Consider the following 20,546-nt stretch of genomic DNA (forward strand, 5'->3'; position numbering starts at 1 on the left):
CGTGGCCGCTGAGGCACCGTCACCACGGCAAGAGATCCGCTTCTGTCGCTCCGCCGACGGGGTGCAGATCGCGTATGCCGTCCACGGACAGGGCCCGCCGCTCCTCGTCGACTCCTGCTGGCTGAGCCACCTCCAGCACGACTGGGTCTCGCCCGTCTGGCGCCACTACCTCGAGGAGTGGGGCCGCTACCGCACCGTCATCCGCTTCGACGAGCGCGGCCATGGCCTGTCCGACCGTGGGGTGACGGACCACTCCCTCGAGCTGCGGCTCGCCGACCTCGAGGCGGTCGTGGACGACGCCGGCCACGAGCGTTTCGACCTCCTCGCCATGGCGCAGGGTGGCCCGGTCGCCATCGCCTACGTCGCGAAGCACCCCGAGCGCGTGTCGCGGCTCGCGTTCTACGGCAGCTACTCCGGCCAGCAGGGCAAGGACGCGACCGAGTCCGAGCTCAACGACACCCTCGACGCGCTCATCAAGGTCGGGTGGGCCCGGCCGGACTCGGCGTTCCGCCGCGTCTTCACCTCGCTCATGATCCCGAACGCGACGGAGCAGCAGCACACCTGGCTCGACGAGCTGCAGCGCGTCTCGACCGACGCCGAGACGGCCCGCACGTCACGCCGCCAGCGCCTCACCGCGGACGCCTCGCACCTCCTCGGGTCGCTCGACGTGCCCACGCTCGTCCTGCACTCGCGCGGCGACCGGATGAACGACTTCTCCGAGGCCCGCTACCTCGCCGCGCACATCGACGGCGCCCGGCTCGTCTGCCTCGACAGCGACAACCACATCGTCCTCGAGGACGAACCCGCATGGCCCGTCTTCCGGGCCGAGCTGCGCGACTTCCTCGAAAACCCCTCTCGCACAGTCGGATCCGTTGCCGCCACGGTGGCGCCGGCCTCCCTCTCCACCCTCTCGACCCGCGAGCGCGAGATCCTCTCGCTCGCCGCCCGAGGTCTCGACAACGACGAGATCGCGGGCGAGCTCGTCCTCAGCACGCGCACCGTCGAGCGCCACCTCAGCAACGTCTACGCCAAGCTCGACCTGCACGGGAAATCGGCCCGCACGGCCGCCGTCGCGCGCCTCCTCAGCGCGACCTGACCGCCTTCCGAGTTCTCCCCGCCGTGGGCCGGCTGCCGGGGCCGCGTACCGGAGGGGAGGAATTGGTGAGTTGTGCACGGCGGGGCACGGGACGGCATACGCGTATGCCGTCAGCGCACCTCCGTGCCCGCGTGCCTCACTGCGTGCACGCGCCGATGCGGGGGTCCGGTCCGCGTTCCTACGTTGGGAGCACCCGAACCACACCGACGAGGAGCGCACCATGAGCACCACCACCACCACCGACCAGACCCAGCCCCCGCCGACGGCGTACGACGACGCGGCGCTCAAGGCGCGGCACCGCGCCATGTGGGCACTCGGCGACTACTCCGCCGTCGCCAGCGAGGTCATCGCACCGCTCGGCCCGATCGTCGTCGAGGCCGCGGGCATCGGACCCGGGCAGCGGGTCCACGACGTCGCCGCCGGCTCGGGCAACGTCGCCCTGCCGGCGGCCCGGACCGGCGCCGAGGTCGTCGCCACCGACCTCACCCCGGAGCTGCTCGAGCGTGGACGGCAGGCAGCCGAGGCCGAAGGGCTCACGGTGAAGTGGGTCGCGGCCGACGCCGAGCACCTGCCCTGCGACGACGGCGAGTTCGACACCGTCGTGTCCTGTGTCGGCGTGATGTTCGCGCCGCACCACGAGGCGGTCGCGGACCAGCTCGTGCGCGTCGTCCGGCCCGGCGGCACGATCACACTCCTCAGCTGGACCCCCGAGGGGTTCATCGGCCAGATGTTCGCGGCGATGAAGCCCTACGCTCCCCCACCCCCGCCCGGCGCCCAGCCCCCGCCGCTGTGGGGCCACGTGGACCACGTGCGTGGTCTCTTCGGCGACCGTGTCCGGATCGAGAGCGCGGTCCAGCAGGACCTCGTCGTCGACCTCTTCGCGACGCCCCGGGACTTCGTCGACTTCTTCAAGGCGAACTACGGCCCGACGATCGCGGTCTACCGCCACATCGCCGAGAACCCGGAGCGGGTGGCCGCGCTCGACGCCGACCTGGTCGCCCTGGCCGAACGGTTCGACCGCGGCACCGGATCGACCGTGCTCGACTGGGAGTACCTCCTGCTCACGGCCACCCGGACCTGAGCGGCTCCCTGCGGCACCCGCACCGACCCCGGCGCACCGTCACACCTGACAAACGAGGGAGCCGCACCTGTCAGGTCATGCCAACGCCCGGCCCCGACCCCCTCCCTAGGCTCGCGTCACGGCATACCGACGGGGTGTGTCCGAGAAGCGGAAGGTGGGGTCGGTGCGGGTACTCGTGGCTCTCGGCGGCAACGCCATGACGGCTCCCGACGGCACGGCCACGCCCGGCGACCAGGTCCGCGCGATCACCGGCGCCATGGAGCACGTCGCCGAGCTCGTTGCCGCCGGGCACGACGTCGTCCTCACCCACGGCAACGGGCCACAGGTCGGCAACCTCTTGGTCAAGAACGAGGTCGCTGCCCACGTCGTCCCGCCCGTGCCACTCGACTGGTGCGGTGCGCAGACGCAGGGGACGATCGGCTTCACGATCCTCGACGCGCTCCAGACGGCGCTCGCCCGACGCGGTGTCGACCGCCCGGTGGCGGCCCTCGTCACGCGGACCCTCGTCGACGCCGACGACCCTCACTTCCAGTCGCCGACGAAGCCGATCGGCCGCTACCTGCCGCCCGACCAGGCCCAGCAGATGATCGACCACGGGCAGCAGTGGGAGGACCGCGGCGAGCGCGGCTGGCGCCGCGTCGTCGCCTCGCCCGAGCCCCGCGAGATCCTCGACCTCGGCCCCCTGCGCGTCCTCGTCGAGGCGGGCCACGTCGTCGTCGCCGCCGGCGGTGGCGGGATCCCGGTCGTGCGCGACGCCGACGGCTCGCTGCGCGGCGTCGAGGCGGTCATCGACAAGGACCTCACTGCCGCCCTTCTCGCCCGGACGCTCGGCTGCGACATCCTCATCATCGCCACCGACGTCGACCACGCGATGGTCGACTACGGCACCCCGGACGAGCGCGCCCTCGGCTTCACCTCCCTCGCGCAGATGCAGGCGTATGCCGCGGACGGCCAGTTCGCGTCCGGCTCCATGGGTCCCAAGGTCGACGCCGCGCTGCGCTTCGCAGAGACCGGAGGCCGCAGCATCATCACGTCCCTCGAGCACATCACCGACGCGGTCGAGAGCGAGTTCGGCACCGTCATCGACACCAGTCCCGAGGACTAGGTCCCAACAAAGAGAGGTTCAGCCGTGCCAGAAGCCATCGAGGTCCGCAAGGTCCCGATCCACAGCGTCTCCGACGCCTCCGAGCTCGCGAAGCTCATCGACGACGGCGTCATGGAGGCGAGCCGCGTCATCGCCATCATCGGCAAGACCGAGGGCAACGGCGGTGTCAACGACTACACCCGGATCATCGCCGACCGCGCGTTCCGCGAGGTGCTCGTCGCCAAGGGCGCTCCCGCCGACCAGGTCAAGCAGGTCCCGATCGTCTGGTCCGGTGGCACCGACGGCATCATCAGCCCGCACGCGACGATCTTCGCCACGGTGCCCGCCGACAAGGCCGAGCCGAGTGACGACCTCCGCCTCACCGTCGGCTTCGCCATGAGCGAGCCGATCCTGCCCGAGGAGATCGGCTACACCGGCATGATCTCCAAGGTCGCCGAGGCCGTGAAGGTCGCGATGGAGCGGGCCGGGATCACCGACCCCAAGGACGTCCACTACGTCCAGACCAAGACGCCGCTGCTGACGATCCACACGATCCGCGACGCCGAGTCGCGCGGCAAGAAGGTGTGGACCCACCACACGCACGAGTCGATGGACCTGTCCAACGGCACGACCGGCCTCGGCATCGCCGTCGCCCTCGGCGAGATCGAGATGCCGACCGACGCCGACGTCATGGAGAACCGCTCGCTCTACTCGTCCGTCGCCTCCTGCTCGTCGGGTGTCGAGCTCGACCAGGCGCAGGTCGTCGTCGTGGGCAACGCCCGCGGTGTCGGCGGCCGCTACCGCATCGGCCACTCGGTCATGCGCGACGCCCTCGACGCCGACGGCATCTGGGAGGCCATCAAGGACGCCGGTCTCGAGCTGCCCGAGCGCGCGCACACCAGCGACATCAAGGGCCGCCTCGTCAACGTCTTCCTCAAGTGCGAGGTGAGCCAGGACGGCGAGGTCCGCGGACGCCGCAACGCCATGCTCGACGACTCCGACGTGCACTGGCACCGCCAGATCAAGTCCGCCGTCGGTGGCGTCACCGCCTCGGTGACCGGCGACCCGGCCGTCTTCGTCTCGGTGTCGGCAGCCCACCAGGGCCCGGACGGCGGTGGCCCCGTGGCCGCGATCGTCGACCTCGGCGAGGGCGAGCCCACCGGCTACGCCGCTCCGGGGGCACCCACCACCTGACGCACCACAGCTTTTGCTCCCCATGGGGGAACGTTGAGGGTCCGGAGGCGTGCAAGCCTCCGGACCCTCAACTTTCCCTCCGGATAGCCGGGGCGGCAGCGACGGTCAGCCCCGGGGTCGGTCGACGTGGGCCGGCCGCTCCAGCCTTCCCCGAGGTCAGTCAGGACCGTTCCACTGCCCCAGCTGGGTCACCGACCCGTCGGCGTGCGCGCGATCGTGCGTCTCGCGGGTGTATGCCGCACGGTCCCTCGCGGTGAGGTCTCGCCCTCCGGTGCGGCGGTCGTAGACCCACGCCAGGAGGAGGACGACGAGCAGAACGATCCCCGTGACGGTCCAGAACATGTGACCACCCCTCTCCGCCGGAGCCCCTGCCTCGGCTGGCCCCCAATGTGCCAGCGGAGCGGAGGGTCGGGAAAGAGGCCGGACCTGCACCATTCCACCCATCCCCACTGATTGCGCAGGGGCGACACGAAGAACCGGAAATTCGGCCCTGAAGTGTCGCTCCTGCGCAATCAGTGCGGAGGCTGCGGCGGAGGAGGTCAGTGGGCGAAGTGGCGGGTGCCGGTGAAGTAGAGGGTGACGCCGGCCGCCTGGGCCGCCTCGATCACCTCGGCGTCGCGCATCGAGCCACCGGGCGCCACGACGGCACGCACACCCGCGTCGAGCAGCACCTGGAGCCCGTCGGCGAACGGGAAGAACGCGTCGGAAGCCGCCACGGCCCCGGCCGCACGCTCGACCTTGCCCGAGTTCGCCCGTGACACCGCGAGGTGGCAGGAGTCGACCCGGTTGACCTGGCCCATGCCGATGCCGACCGACGCACCGTCGGAGGCGAGCAGGATCGCGTTGGACTTCACCGCGCGCACCGAACGCCACGCGAACTGGAGGTCAGCGAGGGTGGCCTCGTCCGCCGCGTCGCCGGCCACGAGCCGCCACGACGCCGCGTCGTCGCCGCCGACGACCTCGCCCGACTCGTCCCGGACGACGGCGTCGACCGCGTCACGGTGCTGCATGAGGAGCCCACCCGAGATCGGCCGGATCTCGGCGCCGGCGCGCGACGGCGCGGCCGTCTCGAGCAGACGGATGTTCTTCTTCGCCCTCAGGACCTCGAGGGCGTCCTCGTCGAACGACGGGGCGACGACGACCTCGGTGAAGATGTCGGCGACGGTCCGGGCCATCTCAACGGTGACGGGCCGGTTCGTCGCGATGATCCCGCCGAAGGCCGACACGGGGTCGCACGCGTGTGCGCGGCGGTGGGCCTCCGCGACGTCGGTGCCGACAGCGATGCCGCACGGGTTGGCGTGCTTGATGATCGCCACCGTCGGCTGGTCGCCGTGGTCGTATGCGGCACGCACCGCGGCGTCCGCGTCGACGTAGTTGTTGTAGGACATCTCCTTGCCGTGCAGCTGCTTCGCCTGCGCGAGCCCGGGCTGGGGCGCGAACCCGTTGGCATAGAGCGCCGCGGCCTGGTGCGGGTTCTCGCCGTAGCGCAGCACCGCCGTCTTCGTCCACGTCGCGCCCGCCCACGCCGGGAAGCCCGACCCGTCGGAGGTGTCGACGTAGGCGTTGCCCATCCACGACGCGACGTGGACGTCGTAGGTCGCCGTGTGCACGAAGGCCTTCGCGGCCAGCGCCTTGCGCTCCTCGAAGGTGAACCCCTCGCCGCGCGCGGCCTCGAGCACCGCGTCGTATGCCGTCGGGTCGACGACCACGGCGACGCTCGGGTGGTTCTTGGCGGCCGCGCGCACCATGGACGGCCCGCCGATGTCGATGTTCTCGACGACGTCGTCGGCCGCAGCACCGGACGCGACCGTGTCGGCGAACGGGTAGAGGTTGACGACGACGAGGTCGAACGGCTCCACCCCGAGCTCACCGAGCTGCGACACGTGGTCGGGCTTGCGGGTGTCGGCGAGGATGCCGGCGTGCACCATCGGGTGCAGCGTCTTGACGCGCCCCTCGAGGCACTCGGGGAAGCCGGTGAGGTCCGCGACCTCGGTCACCGGGATGCCCAGGCCCTCGATGAGCGCGGCCGAGCCACCGGTGGAGACGATCGAGACGCCGGCCTCGTGCAGGCCGCGGGCGAGGTCCTCGAGACCGGTCTTGTCGAACACCGAGACGAGTGCCCGACGGATCGGGCGGCGGTCCTGCGTGGGTCCGGGCGGGGTGACGGAGACGGCCATGCGAAGGCTCCAATTCAGCGACGAGGGGTGCGGGCGTGCGGTCAGGTGGCCGGGTGCACCCAGGCGGGCGATGCGCTCCCTCGTTGACTCCCCGGTGGTGGTCCACCCTCGCCAGTCGTCGCCCCGAGTCTAACGGCCCGCTGGACCTGCCTCGCCGCGCCCCATCGCGCCGACGAGCTCGACGAGCAGCTCGCGCTCCTGCACCTTGATGCGCTCGTGCAGGCTCTCCTCGGTGTCGTCGTCGAGGACCTGGACCGCCCGCTGCGCGAGGATCGGCCCGGTGTCGACGCCCGCGTCGACGAGGTGCGCCGTCGTCCCTGTCACCTTCACGCCGTGGGCGAGGGCGTCGCGCACGGCGTGCGCGCCGGGGAAGCTCGGCAGCAGCGCCGGATGCGTGTTGAGGATCGTCCGACCCTCGAGCGTCGCCGGGCCGAGGATCTTCATGAAGCCCGCCGTGACGACGAAGTCCGGTGCGCGAGAGGCGATCTCGGCGGCCAGCGCCACGTCCCAGGCGCCGCGGTCCGCGAAGTCGCGCACCCGGCATACGAAGGTCTCAACGCCCGCACGCTCCGCGCGGCGCAGGCCCTCGATGTCGTCCCGGTCGGCTCCCACCGCGAGGACTCGAACTCCGTATGCCGGGTCGAGACTCGCGTCGAGCAGCGCCTGGAGGAGGGTGCCGGACCCCGACACGAGGACGACGATGCCGGCGGGTGCGCTCACGCCGAGCACCCTACCGACCGCGGTCGAGAGGTCAGCGGCGCAGTCGCCAGGCGTCCCACGCGACGACGGTGAGCGCGCCGACGAGGAGCTCGAACGCCACCGCCAGCGCGGTCCACCACGCCGGGGTGCCGATGTCACCGAGACGGTAGGCGCCGAGCGACCCGCCGCCGAGGCCGTCGAGGACCCCGACTGCCACGGCCACGAGGCAGCAGGCGACGACGGCGACGGACGCCTTGGTGCGCAGCGAGGAGAGGCGGGCGACCGAGGCGAGCGAGCGGCGACCGACATGGCCGCCGACGAGCACCGGCACGAGGACGAGCAGCCGCACGAACCACGGGAACTCCCCCGGTCCGGGCATCGCGCCGAAGACCGGCACGAGCGGCATGAGCCCGCTCGTCGCCCCAGCCAGCGACGTGTGCGCTCCGTCGACGACGGAGAACCCCGGCCCGGCGAGGAGGCCGACCACCCACAGGGCGAGGTTGGGCAGCGCCGCGAGCTGGGCGGCGACGAGGAGGAGACCGCCGAGGAAGCCGGCACCGAGCTCGGACTGAAGGCTCGTCACCTCACCCCAGCGCAGCGCGACGGCCCCGACGACGACGAGCGAGGCGGCTCCGAGCAGCAGGGCCAGCCCACGGGCGGCCGGACCCGCGGCCCGGCGCACGGTGTCGGGCAGGACGACGGCGTCGAGCCGTGGTCCGAGCACGTCGGCCGCACGGGCGAGGCGGCGGAGGGCGAGCGCGAGCGCGACGAGAGGGACGACGGCGAGCGCCACCGGCAGGCTCAGCCAGCGCAGGGGCAGGGACCCGGCGAGGGTGAGGGCCGCGGCGAGACCGGTGCCGACGGCATACCCGAGCCACCAGCGCCCGGCGACGACGAGGACGGAGCGCGGCAGCAGGTCCGCCGCGAAGGCGTCGTCGACGTCGGCCGTGTCGAGGGCGCGGCCGGCGCCGCGGGCTGCGATCCAGACGACGAGGGCGCCGAGCACGAGGGGGACGAACGCGACGTTGGTCGCCCCGGCGCCGAGGTGCGCGCCGTGGATGAGCAGCCAGAGCGACGCACCGGCGCCGAGGGGGTCGGCGAACGAGTCACCGGCGCGCGGGTCGAGCAGCCATCCGAGGACGGTGGGCACGACCACGACGAGGAGCGAGACGAGAGCAGTGAGCAGGCCGACACCGACGTCACGCACGGGCTCGGGCAGCCACGACGGCGTGGGCTCGCCCCCCGTGTCGTCCGCGTCGGCGGAGGGGCGCGCACCACGAAGCATCTCCAGGACCGTCATCGGGGCCCAGTCTCCCCCGCGACGCGTCCGCGACCCGGCCGCACACGCCGAGCCGGGGCGAATCCGAGGCTCAGGGCTCGCGCACCCACACCACCTGCGGGCCCACCTCGGCGAACCCCGCGTCGACGAGCCGGGCCAGCGCCTCGCCGCGGTCGTAGCCGACGATCGGCAGGCCGGGGTGCAGCACAGCGGCGCAGGCGACGAGGGAGGTGACCTCGTCCGCCCCGTCCGACGTCGCCCACGTGTTCGACAGCTCGACCGCCTCGCCCACGTCGCGCAGGACGGCCCCCGCCACCATCTCGTCGCCGTCGTGCCGCACGAGGAAGGTGAACCGCGGGTGGGTCAGCAGGGCGGGCAGCAGCACGTCCTGCGTGTCGTGGAGCGCGTTCCACCTGGCGAGGTCAGCCGCGTCCCCGACGACCGACCAGCTCTCTGGCCAGGTGGCCCCACCCTCACGAGGGTCACGGTGGACCCAGGACGCACTGAAGAGCCGCCTGAAGCCGTGAGACCCCAGGTCGAGGTCGCCGTACGAGTCCGCCACCGAGCACTCCCGGAACCGCTGCACTGCAGCCACGACCCGCTCGGCCGGCACGCCGGGTCGCAGCGTCTTGGCGGCCGAGTGCCACCGCGGCGGTTCGGCGGCGGCGCTCCACAACCCGTCCTCGGATCCGTTGGGGATTCCGTGCACCTCGAAGACGTCGGCATACCAGGCCGCGCTCGCCCGCACAGCGACCTCGAGCCGCTCTCCCGTCACACCATCACCGCTCACCGCACCATTGTGACGAACGCGAGCGGGCGGCATACCGCAGCCTTCTCGGTATGCCGCCCGCTCGCGGTGCGTGGACGCGTCAGGAACGCGGCTCGAGCCCCATTCCCTTGAGGATCTCGTGCATGAGCTCGGCCGTCTCGGAGGGCGTCTTGCCGACCTTGACGCCGGCGGCCTCGAGGGCCTCCTTCTTGGCCTGCGCCGTGCCCGACGAACCGGAGACGATGGCGCCGGCGTGGCCCATCGTCTTGCCCTCGGGGGCGGTGAAGCCGGCGACGTAGCCGACGACCGGCTTGGTCACGTGCGCCTTGATGTAGTCGGCCGCGCGCTCCTCGGCGTCGCCGCCGATCTCACCGATCATGACGATGGCCTTGGTCTCCGGGTCCGCCTCGAACGCCTCGAGGGCGTCGATGTGCGTGGTGCCCACGATGGGGTCGCCGCCGATGCCGATGGCCGTCGAGAAGCCGTAGTCACGCAGCTCGTACATCATCTGGTAGGTCAGCGTGCCCGACTTCGAGACGAGCCCGACCGGGCCCTTGCCCGCGATGGTGTGCGGCGTGATACCCGCGAGCGACTCCTCCGGCGTGATGATGCCGGGGCAGTTCGGGCCGATGATCCGGGTCTTCTTGCCGATCGAGTAGTTGAAGAACTCGGCGGTGTCCTTGACCGGGATGCCCTCGGTGATGACGACGAGCAGCGGGATCTCGGCGTCGATCGCCTCGATGGCGGCGTCCTTGGCGAAGGGCGGCGGGACGAAGGCGACCGAGACGTTGGCGCCGGTGGCCTCCATGGCCTCCTTGACCGAGCCGAAGACGGGCAGCTCCTTGCCGCCGATCTCGGCCGTCGTCCCGGCCTTGCGGGCGTTGACGCCGCCCACGATGTTGGACCCGGCGTCGAGCATGAGGGCGGTGTGCTTCGAGCCCATCCCGCCGGTCATGCCCTGGACGATGATCTTGCTGTCAGCGTTGAGGTAGATAGACATGTGTGTGCGCTTCCTTGAAGTTCGTCGACCGTCGGCGGGTCAGTTGGCGGCGGCCAGCTCGGCGGCCTTGGCCGCGGCGCCGTCCATCGTGTCGACCTGGGTGACGAGCGGGTGGTTCAGCTCGTCGAGGATCGCCCGGCCCTGCTCGACGTTGTTGCCGTCGAGGCGGACGACGAGGGGCTTCGTCGCGGAGTCGCCGAGGATCTCGAGCGCACCCTTGATGCCGTTGGCGACCTCGTCGCACGCGGTGATGCCACCGAAGACGTTGACGAAGACGGAGCGGACCTGCTCGTCGCCGAGGATGACGTCGAGGCCGTCGGCCATGACCTGCGCGTTGGCGCCGCCACCGATGTCGAGGAAGTTCGCGGGCTTCACGCCGTGCTCCTCACCGGCGTAGGCGACGACGTCGAGGGTGCTCATGACGAGCCCGGCGCCGTTGCCGATGATGCCGACCTGGCCGTCGAGCTTGACGTAGTTGAGGCCCTTGGCCTTGGCCTTGGCCTCGAGCGGGTCGGCCGCGGCCTTGTCCTCGAGCGCCTCGTGCTCGGGCTGGCGGAACTCGGCGTTCTCGTCGATCGTCACCTTGCCGTCGAGGGCGACGATGTCGCCGTCGTTGGTCTTGACGAGCGGGTTGACCTCGACGAGCGTCGCGTCCTCGTCGCGGTAGACGGTCCAGAGCTTCTCGAGGACGGGCACGATCGCGGCGGCGGTCTCGGCGTCGAAGCCGGCGGCGTCGACGATCTCCTGCGCCTTGGCGGTGTCGATGCCGACGTTGGGGTCGACGGCGATGCGCGCGAGGGCCTCGGGACGCTCGACGGCGAGCTGCTCGATGTCCATGCCACCCTCCTTGCTGCACATCGCGAGGTAGGTGCGGTTCGTGCGGTCGAGCAGCACGGAGAAGTAGTACTCCTCGGCGATCTGGGCGCCCTGGGCGATCATCACCTGGTGGACCGTGTGGCCCTTGATGTCCATGCCGAGGATCTCGCCGGCGAGCTGCCCGGCCTCGTCAGCCGACTTCGCGACCTTGACGCCGCCGGCCTTGCCGCGACCGCCGGTCTTGACCTGCGCCTTGACGACGGTGACGCCTCCGCTCTTCTGCCCGATCGTCTCGGCGGCCGCTCGGGCCTCCTCGACGGTGGTGGCGACTGCACCGGCCAGCACGGGTACACCGTGCTTCTCGAACACATCGCGTGCTTGGTACTCGAAAAGGTCCACGGATTCGTTCCCGTCCTCACGTGTCATTGGGTGACCACTGGTCCGTTCGGGCCGACTCTAGCGCCGCCGCGAGGGGCCGAACGCCCGCGGGTCTCGATCCGGACACGTCGGCAACGGTGATTCGCACGACACCCCGAAGGCCCCATGGCGGGAGATACGGTGACCGCACCATGGATGCCTCGATGTGGATGCACCCCGCGGCCCAGCGGGCGTCGACGATGGCTCGCGCCCGCCGCGCCCTCGGATCGGCCACGGCCGCCGCCCGCGGACTGGGGCCGCTCCTCACCCCGCGCGCCATGGTCGGGATGGCCATCGAGACGGCGTGGATGACGACCCACCTGGCGACCTACCCGCTCGGGATCTTCCAGGCGAAGGCCGACGGCGGGCGCGGCTACCGCATCGAGCACCTGGCCCCCGTGCAGCGCGGCCTGCTCATCTCCAACGTCGAGGCGGCGGGGACGCCGATCCTGCTCGTCCACGGCATCATCGACAACCGCTCGATCTTCACCCTGCTCCGCCGCGGCCTCACCCGCCGCGGCTTCGGCTCGGTCTACGCCATGAACTACTCGCCGTTCACCGCCGACGTCCGCACCGCGGCCGCGCAGCTCGGCGAGGAGATCGAGGCGATCGTCGCCGAGACCGGCTACGAGAAGATCCACGTCGTGGGCCACAGCCTCGGTGGCCTCATCGCCCGCTACTACGTCACCCGCCTCGGTGGCGACGAGCGCGTCCACACGCTCGTCACCCTCGGCACGCCCCACCAGGGCACGTATGCCGCGTACGCCTCACCGACGCGCCTCACCGCCCAGATGCGCCCCGGCAGCGGTCTCCTGCGCGAGCTCGACGAGCCCGCGACCGGCTGCTCGACCCGGTTCATCTGCTACTGGTCCGACAGCGACCTCGTCATCGTCCCGCAGGGCAGCGGCGCGCTGCGCCACCCCGACCTGTCGGTGCGCAACATCCGCCTCCACGGCGTCGGGCACATCTCGCTCGCCGTCGTGGGCGACGTCGTCCACGGCATCTCGACCGCGCTCGCCGAGCTGGACCACGACGGCGCGACGGTGACGCCGGGCGTCACTCCGCTCGCGCCACGGGAACGGTCCGGCGGCGACGCGCGCCGGTTCGCGCGCGGGGTGAGCGGACGGCATACGGCGTCGTCCGGAAAGTGACGCGCGTCACATCGCGAGGCAAACATCGTGGTGAGAGCGGCGGAAACAGTGGCCGCGCGCGCTCCCCCGGTCGCTGATTCCCACACCCGGGTTTGGATAACGGTCAGGTCACGGTACGGTGGTCGCTCCCGTGTCCCCTGCACGTGAGGTTTCCCTGCCTTGAGTACCCCCTACGAGGGGCGCCACCGGGGTCGGCATCGCAAACCTGCGACCAGCCGAGTCCCCCGCGCCCTGCACCCGGGCTTCGTGTTGCCCAGCGCCGCTGCCGCTGCGTTGGTCGTCACGGCGACCGGGGCATCCGTTGCCGAGTCGGCACCGCTGACCCTCGACCTGACCGCAGCCCAGGCGCAGACGGCCCGTGACCAGGCCGCGACCGAGGTCGCCGACCAGGCCGACCTCTCCTCCCGCCGTCAGCAGGTCGCCCTCCAGAGCGCGGCCCTGCAGGGCCGTGTCACCGAGCAGCAGCGGGTCGCCCGCAACAACGCCCGCGTCGCCGCCGTCGCCAAGGCCAAGGCTGCCGCCGCGGCCGCCGCCGCCGCGAAGGCCGAGCGCGAGGGCAAGCGGTGGGTCATGCCCATCGAGGGCGCCACCTTCACGTCGGGCTACGGCATGCGCTGGGGGCGCATGCACTGGGGCAACGACTTCGGCACCTCCGTCGGCACGCCGCTCCGTGCGATGTCCAAGGGCACCGTCACCTTCGTCGGCTACCACGGCAACATGGGCAAGCTCGTCCGCATCAAGTACTGGGACGGCACCGAGTCCTACTACGCCCACATGGACAGCTTCTCGGCCCAGGTCGGCGAGTCGGTCATGCCGGGTGACATGGTCGGCCGCACCGGCAACACCGGTCGCTCCACGGGCCCGCACCTGCACCTCGAGATCCACCCGGACGGCGGCGGCGCGGTCAACCCCGCACCGTGGCTGGCCGACAAGGGCCTCCAATGAGCTGAGGCTCACTCCACGTCGCACAGGGCGGCACCCGATGAGGGTGCCGCCCTGTCGTGTATGCCGTCCGCCCAGGTGGGCGGGCGCGGCTCACCCGGGGCGGCCGGGCGCCCGCCGGCGCGGCGTCAGAGCTTCTCGAGCGGGGCGAAGCGCAGCAGGAAGCGCTTGACGCCCGTGTCGCCGCCGAAGTCGACCTCGGCCTGCGTCTTGTCGCCCTCGCCCATCGTGCGGACGACGCTGCCCATGCCGAAGGTGTCGTGGGTGACCTTGTCGCCCGGCGAGAGCGGGATGATCGGGCGGTTGCCCGGCGAGCGCACGCCCGGCCTGGCCGCGAGCGAGGCGACGGCGGGCCGCTGGCCGCGGTTCCCGATGGCGGCGGCGCCGCTCAGCTCACGCTCCCAGCTGAGGAGGTCGCCGGGGATCTCGTCCAGGAACCTGCTGGGCGGGTTGTACTGCGGCGCACCCCACGCCGAGCGCACGGCCGCGCGGGAGAGGTGGAGCCGCTCGCGGGCCCGGGTGATGCCGACGTAGGCGAGGCGCCGCTCCTCCTCGAGCTCCTTGGGGTCGCCGAGCGAGCGCAGGTGCGGGAAGGTGCCGTCCTCCATGCCGGTGAGGAAGACGACCGGGAACTCGAGGCCCTTGGCCGTGTGGAGCGTCATGAGGGTGACGACGCCCTGCTCCTCGGCCTCGGCGGAGTCGGGGATCTCGTCGGCGTCGGCGACGAGCGAGACGCGCTCGAGGAAGTCCTCGAGGCTGTTGACCTCGCCCGTCTCGGCGCGGGCCTCGTCGAACTCGCGCGCGACGGCGACGAGCTCGGCGAGGTTCTCGATGCGGGTCTCGTCCTGCGGGTCGTGGCTGGCGCGGAGCTCGGCGAGGTAGCCCGACTTCTCGACGATGGCCTCGAGCAGGTCGGCGACCCCTGCCTCGTCGTCGTCGCGGACCTTGCCGAGCTCCTCGAGCAGCGCGGTGAACGCCTTGATCGACGTCACCGAGCGGGTGGCGATGCCGGGCGCGTCCTCGGGGCGACCGAGCGCCTCGACGAAGGAGATGCGCTCGCGCTCCGCCAGGGCGGCGACGACGGCCTCGGCCCGGTCGCCGATGCCGCGCTTGGGCACGTTGAGGATGCGGCGGAGGTTGACCGTGTCGGACGGGTTCGACAGCACCCGCAGGTAGGCCAACGCGTCCTTGACCTCGCGCCGCTCGTAGAACCGGGTGCCGCCGACGACCTTGTAGGGCAGGCCGACCCGGACGAAGACCTCCTCGAGGGCACGCGACTGCGCGTTGGTCCGGTAGAACACCGCGACGTCGCCGGGCTTGGTGCCGTGGTCGTCGCCGAGCTTGTCGATGCTCCGCGCGACGAACGACGCCTCGTCGTGCTCGTTGTCGCCGACGTAGCCGATGATCTGTGCGCCGGCGCCGGAGTCGGTCCAGAGGTTCTTCTTGCGGCGCGACTCGTTGCGAGAGATCACCGCGTTGGCGGCGGTGAGGATCGTCTGCGTCGAGCGGTAGTTGCGCTCGAGCAGGATCGTCCGGGCGTCCGGGTAGTCCTCCTCGAACTCGACGATGTTGCGGATCGTCGCGCCACGGAAGGCATAGATCGACTGGTCGGCGTCACCGACGACCACGAGCTCGCTCGGCTCGACCGAGTGCTCGTTCCGCTTGCTCTCGTGCCCGACGAGCTCGCGGATCAGCTGGTACTGCGCGTGGTTGGTGTCCTGGTACTCGTCGACCATGACGTGCCGGAACCGGCGCCGGTAGTGCTCGGCCACGTCGGGGAACGCCTGGAACATGTGGACCGTGAGCATGATGATGTCGTCGAAGTCGAGCGCGTTCGCCTGCCGCAGACGACGTTGGTATGCCGTGTAGGCCTCGGCGAGGAGCCGCTCGGTGTGGGTGCCACCCGGGTTCTCGGCGCTGGGTTCCCCGCCCACGCGGAGGGCATACGTCTCCTCGTCGATGAGCTCGTTCTTGAGGTTGGAGACCTGGTGGCTGAAGGTGCGCGGGTTGTAGCGCTTGGGGTCGAGGTCCATGTCGCGGATGACCATCGACATGAGCCGCTGGCTGTCGGCGGCGTCGTAGATCGAGAACGTCGACCTCATGCCGACCTTGTCGGCCTCGCGGCGCAGGATGCGCACGCACGCGCTGTGGAAGGTCATGACCCACATGGCCTTGGCGCGGGGGCCGACGAGGTCGGCGACGCGCTCGCGCATCTCGGCGGCGGCCTTGTTGGTGAAGGTGATCGCGAGGACCTGCCCGGGCTGGACGCCGCGCGCGGCGAGCAGGTGGGCGATGCGGTGGGTGAGCACGCGGGTCTTGCCCGAGCCGGCGCCGGCGATGATGAGGAGCGGGCTCCCGGCGTGCAGGACTGCCTCGCGCTGCTCCTCGTTGAGCCCTTCGAGGAGCTCGTCGGGGTCGGTGGTGCGACCGCCCCACGCTGGGGCGGCGGCAGGTTCGCCACCCGCCCCCTCGGCGACCGCCCACGACGGGACGCCGGCCGCGTTGACGAGCGCGGCGTGGGCGCTGTCGTGCGTGGCGGGGTCGGTCTGCGGGGCCTTGGCGGAGTCGGGTGAACCGAAGTCCATGCCGTCGAAAAGGGTGCTCATCTCGGGTCCAACCCTACGTCGTCGCGCCCACAGCGCCCGACGCCTCCGCGGCACTCACGCCTGGACCATCACCGCCTGGCGGACCGACGTGCAGCGGCGGCCGGCAGGTGCTCCCGGCCGCCGCTGCATGGTCGTGTCAGTACGGGATGGGCTTGTAGTCGACGTTCTGGCCGAGGCCCTCGACGCCGATGATCTCCGCCGGGGCGTTGCGCAGCCGCAGCCCGGACGCCTCGGCCTCGGCGATCGCCTCCGGCGACCACACCGACGCCCGCCAGATGGGCAGGACGTAGGCCCGGGACTTCATGTACTCGAGGTAGCGGTCGAGGTGCTCGTCGTCGGCACCGAGCGCCGAGAAGAGGGCGATGCGCTGCCCGTCCTTGGGGGCGAGGAGCCACTTCGGGTACTTCTTGACCTCGCTGTAGTGCGGCTGCACGAAGTTGAACGGCCACCGCAGGATGGTGCCGGCCGCACTGTGCGACGTCCGCATGCTCCACACGCCGAGGTCGCCGACCTTGGTGCGCAGCTGGCGGACCTTGCCCTCGGTCGTGTTGACGAGGTTGTGCGAGCCCTCGCGGACGTTGAGGCCGCCGCTGTGGGTGTGGTGGTCCTGGAGGTAGATCCCGAACCGGATCTGGGTGTAGTCGGACTTCCAGTCCGGCGCCTTGGGGTCGGTGCGGTCGGCGTTGTCCTTGTGGAAGCCCGGCGCACCCTCGCGGATGGCGACCGCGCTGTCGCCGTAGTAGACGATGTCGTCGCGCTTGAGGATCTGCTTGGCCACGTCGAGCAGCCGGCCGTCGGTGACGACGCTGCGCAGCGTGGGGTGCGAGAGCAGGTCACCGGAATGCTTGCCCTGCTCCGCGAGCGCCTTCTTGCGGAAGTCCGCGATCTCGGCCGGGGAGTAGACACCCCGGACGATCGTGAACCCCTTCTGCCAGTACTCGTCGACGTTCACACCACTGACGGACACCATTGTCAGTCACCTTTTCCCTGTTCAGCGGGCCGGAGCACCTGTGGCCGGCCCATGATCGACAGCAGTGAAGCACCGCTGGAAGGGGCTGGCAAGAAGCCGCGCGGAGGCGCGCGGACGGCATACGGTGTCGTGCATGGCCTCGAGCAAGGGGAAGTTCGGCGAACCGGTGATCCTCGACGTGGCGGGCCACGAGGTCCGGCTGTCGAGCCCGGAGCGGGTCTACTTCTCCGAGCGAGGCGAGACCAAGCTCGACCTCGCGAACTACTACGTCTCGGTCGGTGACGGCATCGTCAACGCGCTGCGCGAGCGGCCGACGATGCTCCACCGCTTCCCCGACGGGGTCGACGGCGACAAGGTCCACCAGAAGCGCGTCCCACGCGGCGCTCCCCCGTGGCTCGAGACGGTGCGGCTGCACTTCCCGCGCTACGGGTTGCACGCCGACGAGCTGTGCCCGACCGACCTCGCCCACGTCGTCTGGGCCGTGCAGATGAGCACCGTCGAGTTCCACCCGTGGAACAGCCGGCGCGCCGACACCGAGAAGCCCGACGAGTGGCGCATCGACCTCGACCCCATGCCCGATGCCCCCTTCGAGCGGGTCCGCAGGGTCGCGCACGTCGCGCACGAGGTCCTCGACGAGCTCGGCGCGACGGGGTGGCCGAAGACGAGCGGCGGCCACGGCCTCCACGTCTACGTCCGGATCAGGCCCGACCACGGCTTCAAGGACGTCCGCCGCGCGGCCCTCGCCTTCGCACGCGAGGTGGAGCGGCGTGCACCCGAGGACGTGACGACGACGTGGTGGCGCAAGGACCGCGACCCCGAGGCGGTCTTCGTCGACTACAACCAGAACGCCCGCGACCACACGATCGCGAGCGCCTACTCCGTCCGCGGCAACCCGGCCGGCACCGTCTCGACGCCGATCCGCTGGGACGAGGTCGACGACGTCGAGCCGCAGGACTGCACGATCGCCACCGTCCCGGAGCGGTTCGCCGAGCTCGGCGACCTGCACGCCGACATCGACGACGCCGTCTTCGACATCGCGCCGCTGCTCGAGTGGGCCGAGCGCGACGAGAAGGAGGGGGCCGACACCCCGCCCGAGCCCGAGGACGACGACACCGCGCCATGAGCGTTCGCCGGTCATGAGCACGGCCGACGACGGCGTCGTGCGGGTGGGCCCGGACCCGCACCCGGTGACGGGCGAGCCCTTCCTCTCGCCCGTGCCTCCCGGCACCGGCTGGCCACGCGACCCCGCTGACGCGGGCACGCCCGTCGCGCACTCCCCCACCGACGTCACGGAGCTCGCGGCGTCCGCCGTGTCGCTCGCCGACGTCGACGCCCGCGTCTCGGTGTGCCGGGCGTGCCCGCGCCTCGTCGACTGGCGCGAGAGCGTCGCGCGAGAGGGCCGGCGGGCGTCGTTCGCGGGCCAGCCCTACTGGGGCCGGCCGGGGCCGTCGTTCGGCGACCCCGACGCCGACGCGCTCATCGTCGGCCTCGCCCCGGCCGCCAACGGGACCAACCGCACCGGGCGCATGTTCACCGGCGACGCCTCGGGCGACTTCCTCTATGCCGCGCTCCACCGCACCGGCTACGCGAGCCAGCCGACCTCGGTCGCGGCCGGCGACGGGCTGGAGCTGGACGGCATACGGATCGTCGCGGCGGTGCGGTGCGCGCCACCGGCGAACGCTCCGACACCGGCGGAGCGCGCGACGTGTGCGACCTGGCTGGGCCGGGACGTCGAGCTACTCGGCGACCGGCTGCGGGTCGTCATGACGCTCGGCGAGATCGGCTGGCGCGGCGTGCTCGCCGCCGCGACGACGCTGGGCTGGGAGGTGCCGCGCCCGCGGCCGCGCTTCGGCCACGCCGCGGAGACGACCCTGCACACGCCGACCGGCCACCCGGTCCGCCTCGTCGGGTGCTTCCACGTGAGCCCGCACAACACCTACACGGGGCGGCTCACCCCGGCGATGCTCGACGAGGTCCTCATCAGCCTCCGTACCTGACCCCAGTGCCCCTGATGGGCTGCTGACGCCGCAGATGCGGGGCTAAGGTGGTACGCATGCCGCAGATGCGTCTTGCCGAAGCCGCCCAGTTCCTCGGGGTCAGCGACGACACCGTCCGTCGCTGGGTCGACAGCGGAGCCCTCGACGCCGACACCGACGACGCCGGCCGCAAGGTCGTCGACGGGCACGCCGTCGCCCTCCTCGCCCGCGAGCAGGCACGAGCGGTCGCCGACCCGTCGACCGTCGGGCGCAGCGCCCGCAACCGGTTCGTCGGGCTCGTCACCGACATCACGATGGACACCGTCATGGCACAGGTCGAGCTGCAGTGCGGCCCGTTCCGCGTCGTCTCCCTCATGTCGTCGGAAGCCGTCCGGGAGCTGCGGCTCGAGCTGGGTTCGGTCGCCGTCGCCGTCGTGAAGTCGACGTCCGTGATCGTCGAGACCCCGTGAGCGCCGCGCGGACAAGCCGGTATGCCGTCCGCGCGGCCTCCGCGGTCGTCGCCGCCTCCGTGGCGCTCCTGGCCAGCGCGTGCTCGAGTGGCACGGGCACCCTCGAGCCGCTGGGCGGTCCCGACCCACGGGTGACGACGTCGCGCGACCTCACCGTCTTCGCGGCGGCGTCGCTGCAGCGGCCCTTCGAGCGGATGGGCCGGCTCTTCGAGGACACCCACGCCGGTGTCACCGTGCGCTTCAGCTTCGGCGGGTCGTCGGGCCTCGTTGCCCAGCTCTCCGAGGGGGCGCCGGGCGACGTCCTCGCCACCGCGGACGAGCCGACGATGGCCGACGCCGTGGAGGACGGCCTCATCACGGGCGACCCGAAGCCCTTCGCCTCGAACACCCTCCAGGTCGTCGTGCCGGCCGACAACCCGGCCGGTGTGCAGTCGCTCGCCGACCTCGCGAGGCCCGGCACCCAGGTCGTCCTCTGTGCGCCGGCCGTCCCGTGCGGAGCTGCGAGCACCGCGCTCGAGAAGGCGGCGGCCGTCGACATCCGACCGGTGAGCGAGGAGCAGTCGGTCACCGACGTCCTCGGCAAGGTCCGGTCCGGCGAGGCCGACGCCGGGCTCGTCTACGTCACCGACGTGGCCTCCGCCGGCGCCGAGGTCGTCGGCATCGACGTCCCCGAGGCGTCCGCGGTCGTCAACACCTATCCGATCGCGGCCCTGCGAGACGCCGTCGACGCCGACCTCGCGGCCGAGTTCGTCGCCCTCGTCACCGGCGGCGAGGGCGGGGAGATCCTCCTCGACGCCGGCTTCCGGGCGCCGTGAGGAC

Annotated in this window: 19 protein-coding genes and 1 riboswitch; of the genes, 10 read left to right on the forward strand and 9 right to left on the reverse strand. The window is 71.7% G+C overall.

Features of this window, described 5'->3' with window-relative positions:
• The first annotated feature begins 1 nt into the window (after window position 1).
• The 4 genes from ACOJV7_RS17475 (at window position 2) to bar (ending at window position 4,455) form a co-directional block, all read left to right on the forward strand.
• The gene (locus ACOJV7_RS17475; protein WP_420191512.1) at window positions 2-1,096 is read left to right on the forward strand and encodes an alpha/beta fold hydrolase; all 1,095 of its coding nucleotides are present in this window, start codon (window positions 2-4) and stop codon (window positions 1,094-1,096) included.
• 220 nt (window positions 1,097-1,316) lie between these two features.
• A complete protein-coding gene (locus ACOJV7_RS17480; RefSeq protein ID WP_420191513.1) occupies window positions 1,317-2,177 on the forward strand; it encodes a class I SAM-dependent methyltransferase in 861 nt (286 codons plus the stop codon).
• Between the two features lie 136 nt (window positions 2,178-2,313).
• Window positions 2,314-3,282: a carbamate kinase gene (locus tag ACOJV7_RS17485; RefSeq protein WP_420191514.1), complete on the forward strand. Its 969-nt coding sequence runs from the start codon at window positions 2,314-2,316 to the stop codon at window positions 3,280-3,282.
• A gap of 24 nt (window positions 3,283-3,306) precedes the next feature.
• Window positions 3,307-4,455: a barbiturase gene (gene bar, locus ACOJV7_RS17490; RefSeq protein WP_420191515.1), complete on the forward strand. Its 1,149-nt coding sequence runs from the start codon at window positions 3,307-3,309 to the stop codon at window positions 4,453-4,455.
• 156 nt (window positions 4,456-4,611) lie between these two features.
• Here bar and ACOJV7_RS17495 read toward each other — a convergent pair whose 3' ends face one another.
• The 7 genes from ACOJV7_RS17495 to sucC all read right to left on the reverse strand — a co-directional run bounded on the left by ACOJV7_RS17495 (window position 4,612) and on the right by sucC (window position 11,594).
• Entirely contained in the window at window positions 4,612-4,797 is a 186-nt protein-coding gene (locus ACOJV7_RS17495) for a hypothetical protein (protein ID WP_420191516.1), read from the reverse strand.
• A gap of 197 nt (window positions 4,798-4,994) precedes the next feature.
• On the reverse strand, window positions 4,995-6,632 hold the full coding sequence (purH, locus tag ACOJV7_RS17500; RefSeq protein ID WP_420191517.1) for a bifunctional phosphoribosylaminoimidazolecarboxamide formyltransferase/IMP cyclohydrolase: 1,638 nt from the start codon (window positions 6,630-6,632) through the stop codon (window positions 4,995-4,997).
• 50 nt (window positions 6,633-6,682) lie between these two features.
• A riboswitch (ZMP/ZTP riboswitch) is annotated at window positions 6,683-6,761 on the reverse strand.
• A complete protein-coding gene (gene purN, locus ACOJV7_RS17505; protein ID WP_420191518.1) occupies window positions 6,762-7,361 on the reverse strand; it encodes a phosphoribosylglycinamide formyltransferase in 600 nt (199 codons plus the stop codon).
• A gap of 22 nt (window positions 7,362-7,383) precedes the next feature.
• Window positions 7,384-8,631 carry a cell division protein PerM gene (locus tag ACOJV7_RS17510; RefSeq protein WP_420191519.1) on the reverse strand — a complete coding sequence of 416 codons (1,248 nt, stop codon included), beginning with the start codon at window positions 8,629-8,631 and terminating at the stop codon, window positions 7,384-7,386.
• Window positions 8,632-8,701: 70 nt separating this feature from the next.
• Complete coding sequence (locus ACOJV7_RS17515) at window positions 8,702-9,400, reverse strand: hypothetical protein (protein ID WP_420191520.1); 699 nt, start codon at window positions 9,398-9,400, stop codon at window positions 8,702-8,704.
• 79 nt (window positions 9,401-9,479) lie between these two features.
• The gene (sucD, locus tag ACOJV7_RS17520) at window positions 9,480-10,379 is read right to left on the reverse strand and encodes a succinate--CoA ligase subunit alpha (RefSeq protein WP_420191521.1); all 900 of its coding nucleotides are present in this window, start codon (window positions 10,377-10,379) and stop codon (window positions 9,480-9,482) included.
• A 39-nt stretch (window positions 10,380-10,418) separates the two neighbouring features.
• Window positions 10,419-11,594, reverse strand: a complete 1,176-nt coding sequence (gene sucC, locus ACOJV7_RS17525) for an ADP-forming succinate--CoA ligase subunit beta (protein ID WP_420191522.1) — start codon at window positions 11,592-11,594, stop codon at window positions 10,419-10,421.
• Window positions 11,595-11,764: 170 nt separating this feature from the next.
• Here sucC and ACOJV7_RS17530 point away from each other — a divergent pair, with 170 nt between their 5' ends.
• Both ACOJV7_RS17530 and ACOJV7_RS17535 read left to right on the forward strand, forming a co-directional pair.
• Window positions 11,765-12,763, forward strand: a complete 999-nt coding sequence (locus ACOJV7_RS17530) for an esterase/lipase family protein (RefSeq protein ID WP_420191523.1) — start codon at window positions 11,765-11,767, stop codon at window positions 12,761-12,763.
• A gap of 246 nt (window positions 12,764-13,009) precedes the next feature.
• Window positions 13,010-13,708, forward strand: coding sequence for a M23 family metallopeptidase (locus ACOJV7_RS17535; RefSeq protein WP_420191524.1), 699 nt, complete (start codon window positions 13,010-13,012; stop codon window positions 13,706-13,708).
• A 125-nt stretch (window positions 13,709-13,833) separates the two neighbouring features.
• Here the strand turns inward: ACOJV7_RS17535 and pcrA are convergent, their stop codons facing one another.
• The gene (pcrA, locus tag ACOJV7_RS17540) at window positions 13,834-16,311 is read right to left on the reverse strand and encodes a DNA helicase PcrA (protein ID WP_420191525.1); all 2,478 of its coding nucleotides are present in this window, start codon (window positions 16,309-16,311) and stop codon (window positions 13,834-13,836) included.
• Between the two features lie 136 nt (window positions 16,312-16,447).
• Window positions 16,448-17,281, reverse strand: a complete 834-nt coding sequence (locus tag ACOJV7_RS17545) for a phytanoyl-CoA dioxygenase family protein (RefSeq protein WP_420191526.1) — start codon at window positions 17,279-17,281, stop codon at window positions 16,448-16,450.
• A gap of 133 nt (window positions 17,282-17,414) precedes the next feature.
• Here ACOJV7_RS17545 and ligD point away from each other — a divergent pair, with 133 nt between their 5' ends.
• Genes ligD through modA form a run of 4 tightly spaced genes read left to right on the forward strand, consistent with a single transcriptional unit; the run spans window position 17,415 to window position 20,542 of the window.
• Window positions 17,415-18,404, forward strand: coding sequence for a non-homologous end-joining DNA ligase (gene ligD, locus ACOJV7_RS17550; protein WP_420191527.1), 990 nt, complete (start codon window positions 17,415-17,417; stop codon window positions 18,402-18,404).
• A 13-nt stretch (window positions 18,405-18,417) separates the two neighbouring features.
• A complete protein-coding gene (locus tag ACOJV7_RS17555) occupies window positions 18,418-19,278 on the forward strand; it encodes a uracil-DNA glycosylase (RefSeq protein WP_420191528.1) in 861 nt (286 codons plus the stop codon).
• Between the two features lie 56 nt (window positions 19,279-19,334).
• The gene (locus ACOJV7_RS17560; RefSeq protein WP_420191529.1) at window positions 19,335-19,727 is read left to right on the forward strand and encodes a TOBE domain-containing protein; all 393 of its coding nucleotides are present in this window, start codon (window positions 19,335-19,337) and stop codon (window positions 19,725-19,727) included.
• The gene (modA, locus tag ACOJV7_RS17565) at window positions 19,724-20,542 is read left to right on the forward strand and encodes a molybdate ABC transporter substrate-binding protein (RefSeq protein WP_420191530.1); all 819 of its coding nucleotides are present in this window, start codon (window positions 19,724-19,726) and stop codon (window positions 20,540-20,542) included. Before ACOJV7_RS17560 ends, modA begins: the two co-directional genes overlap by 4 nt.
• The last annotated feature ends 4 nt before the right edge of the window (window positions 20,543-20,546 follow it).

The sequence above is a fragment of the Knoellia tibetensis genome (assembly GCF_048606415.1).
In the GTDB taxonomy this organism is placed as follows: Bacteria; Actinomycetota; Actinomycetes; order Actinomycetales; family Dermatophilaceae; genus Knoellia; species Knoellia tibetensis.

Coding starts and splice junctions, on each gene's coding strand:
- ACOJV7_RS17510 (WP_420191519.1), bottom strand. CDS start 8,631: ATGACGGTCCTGGAGATGCTTCGTGGTGCGCGCCCCTCCGCCGACGCG.
- purH (WP_420191517.1), bottom strand. CDS start 6,632: ATGGCCGTCTCCGTCACCCCGCCCGGACCCACGCAGGACCGCCGCCCG.
- ACOJV7_RS17480 (WP_420191513.1), top strand. CDS start 1,317: ATGAGCACCACCACCACCACCGACCAGACCCAGCCCCCGCCGACGGCG.
- ACOJV7_RS17560 (WP_420191529.1), top strand. CDS start 19,335: ATGCCGCAGATGCGTCTTGCCGAAGCCGCCCAGTTCCTCGGGGTCAGC.
- sucD (WP_420191521.1), bottom strand. CDS start 10,379: ATGTCTATCTACCTCAACGCTGACAGCAAGATCATCGTCCAGGGCATG.
- ACOJV7_RS17495 (WP_420191516.1), bottom strand. CDS start 4,797: ATGTTCTGGACCGTCACGGGGATCGTTCTGCTCGTCGTCCTCCTCCTG.
- ACOJV7_RS17545 (WP_420191526.1), bottom strand. CDS start 17,281: ATGGTGTCCGTCAGTGGTGTGAACGTCGACGAGTACTGGCAGAAGGGG.
- ligD (WP_420191527.1), top strand. CDS start 17,415: ATGGCCTCGAGCAAGGGGAAGTTCGGCGAACCGGTGATCCTCGACGTG.
- pcrA (WP_420191525.1), bottom strand. CDS start 16,311: ATGAGCACCCTTTTCGACGGCATGGACTTCGGTTCACCCGACTCCGCC.
- ACOJV7_RS17530 (WP_420191523.1), top strand. CDS start 11,765: ATGGATGCCTCGATGTGGATGCACCCCGCGGCCCAGCGGGCGTCGACG.
- ACOJV7_RS17555 (WP_420191528.1), top strand. CDS start 18,418: ATGAGCACGGCCGACGACGGCGTCGTGCGGGTGGGCCCGGACCCGCAC.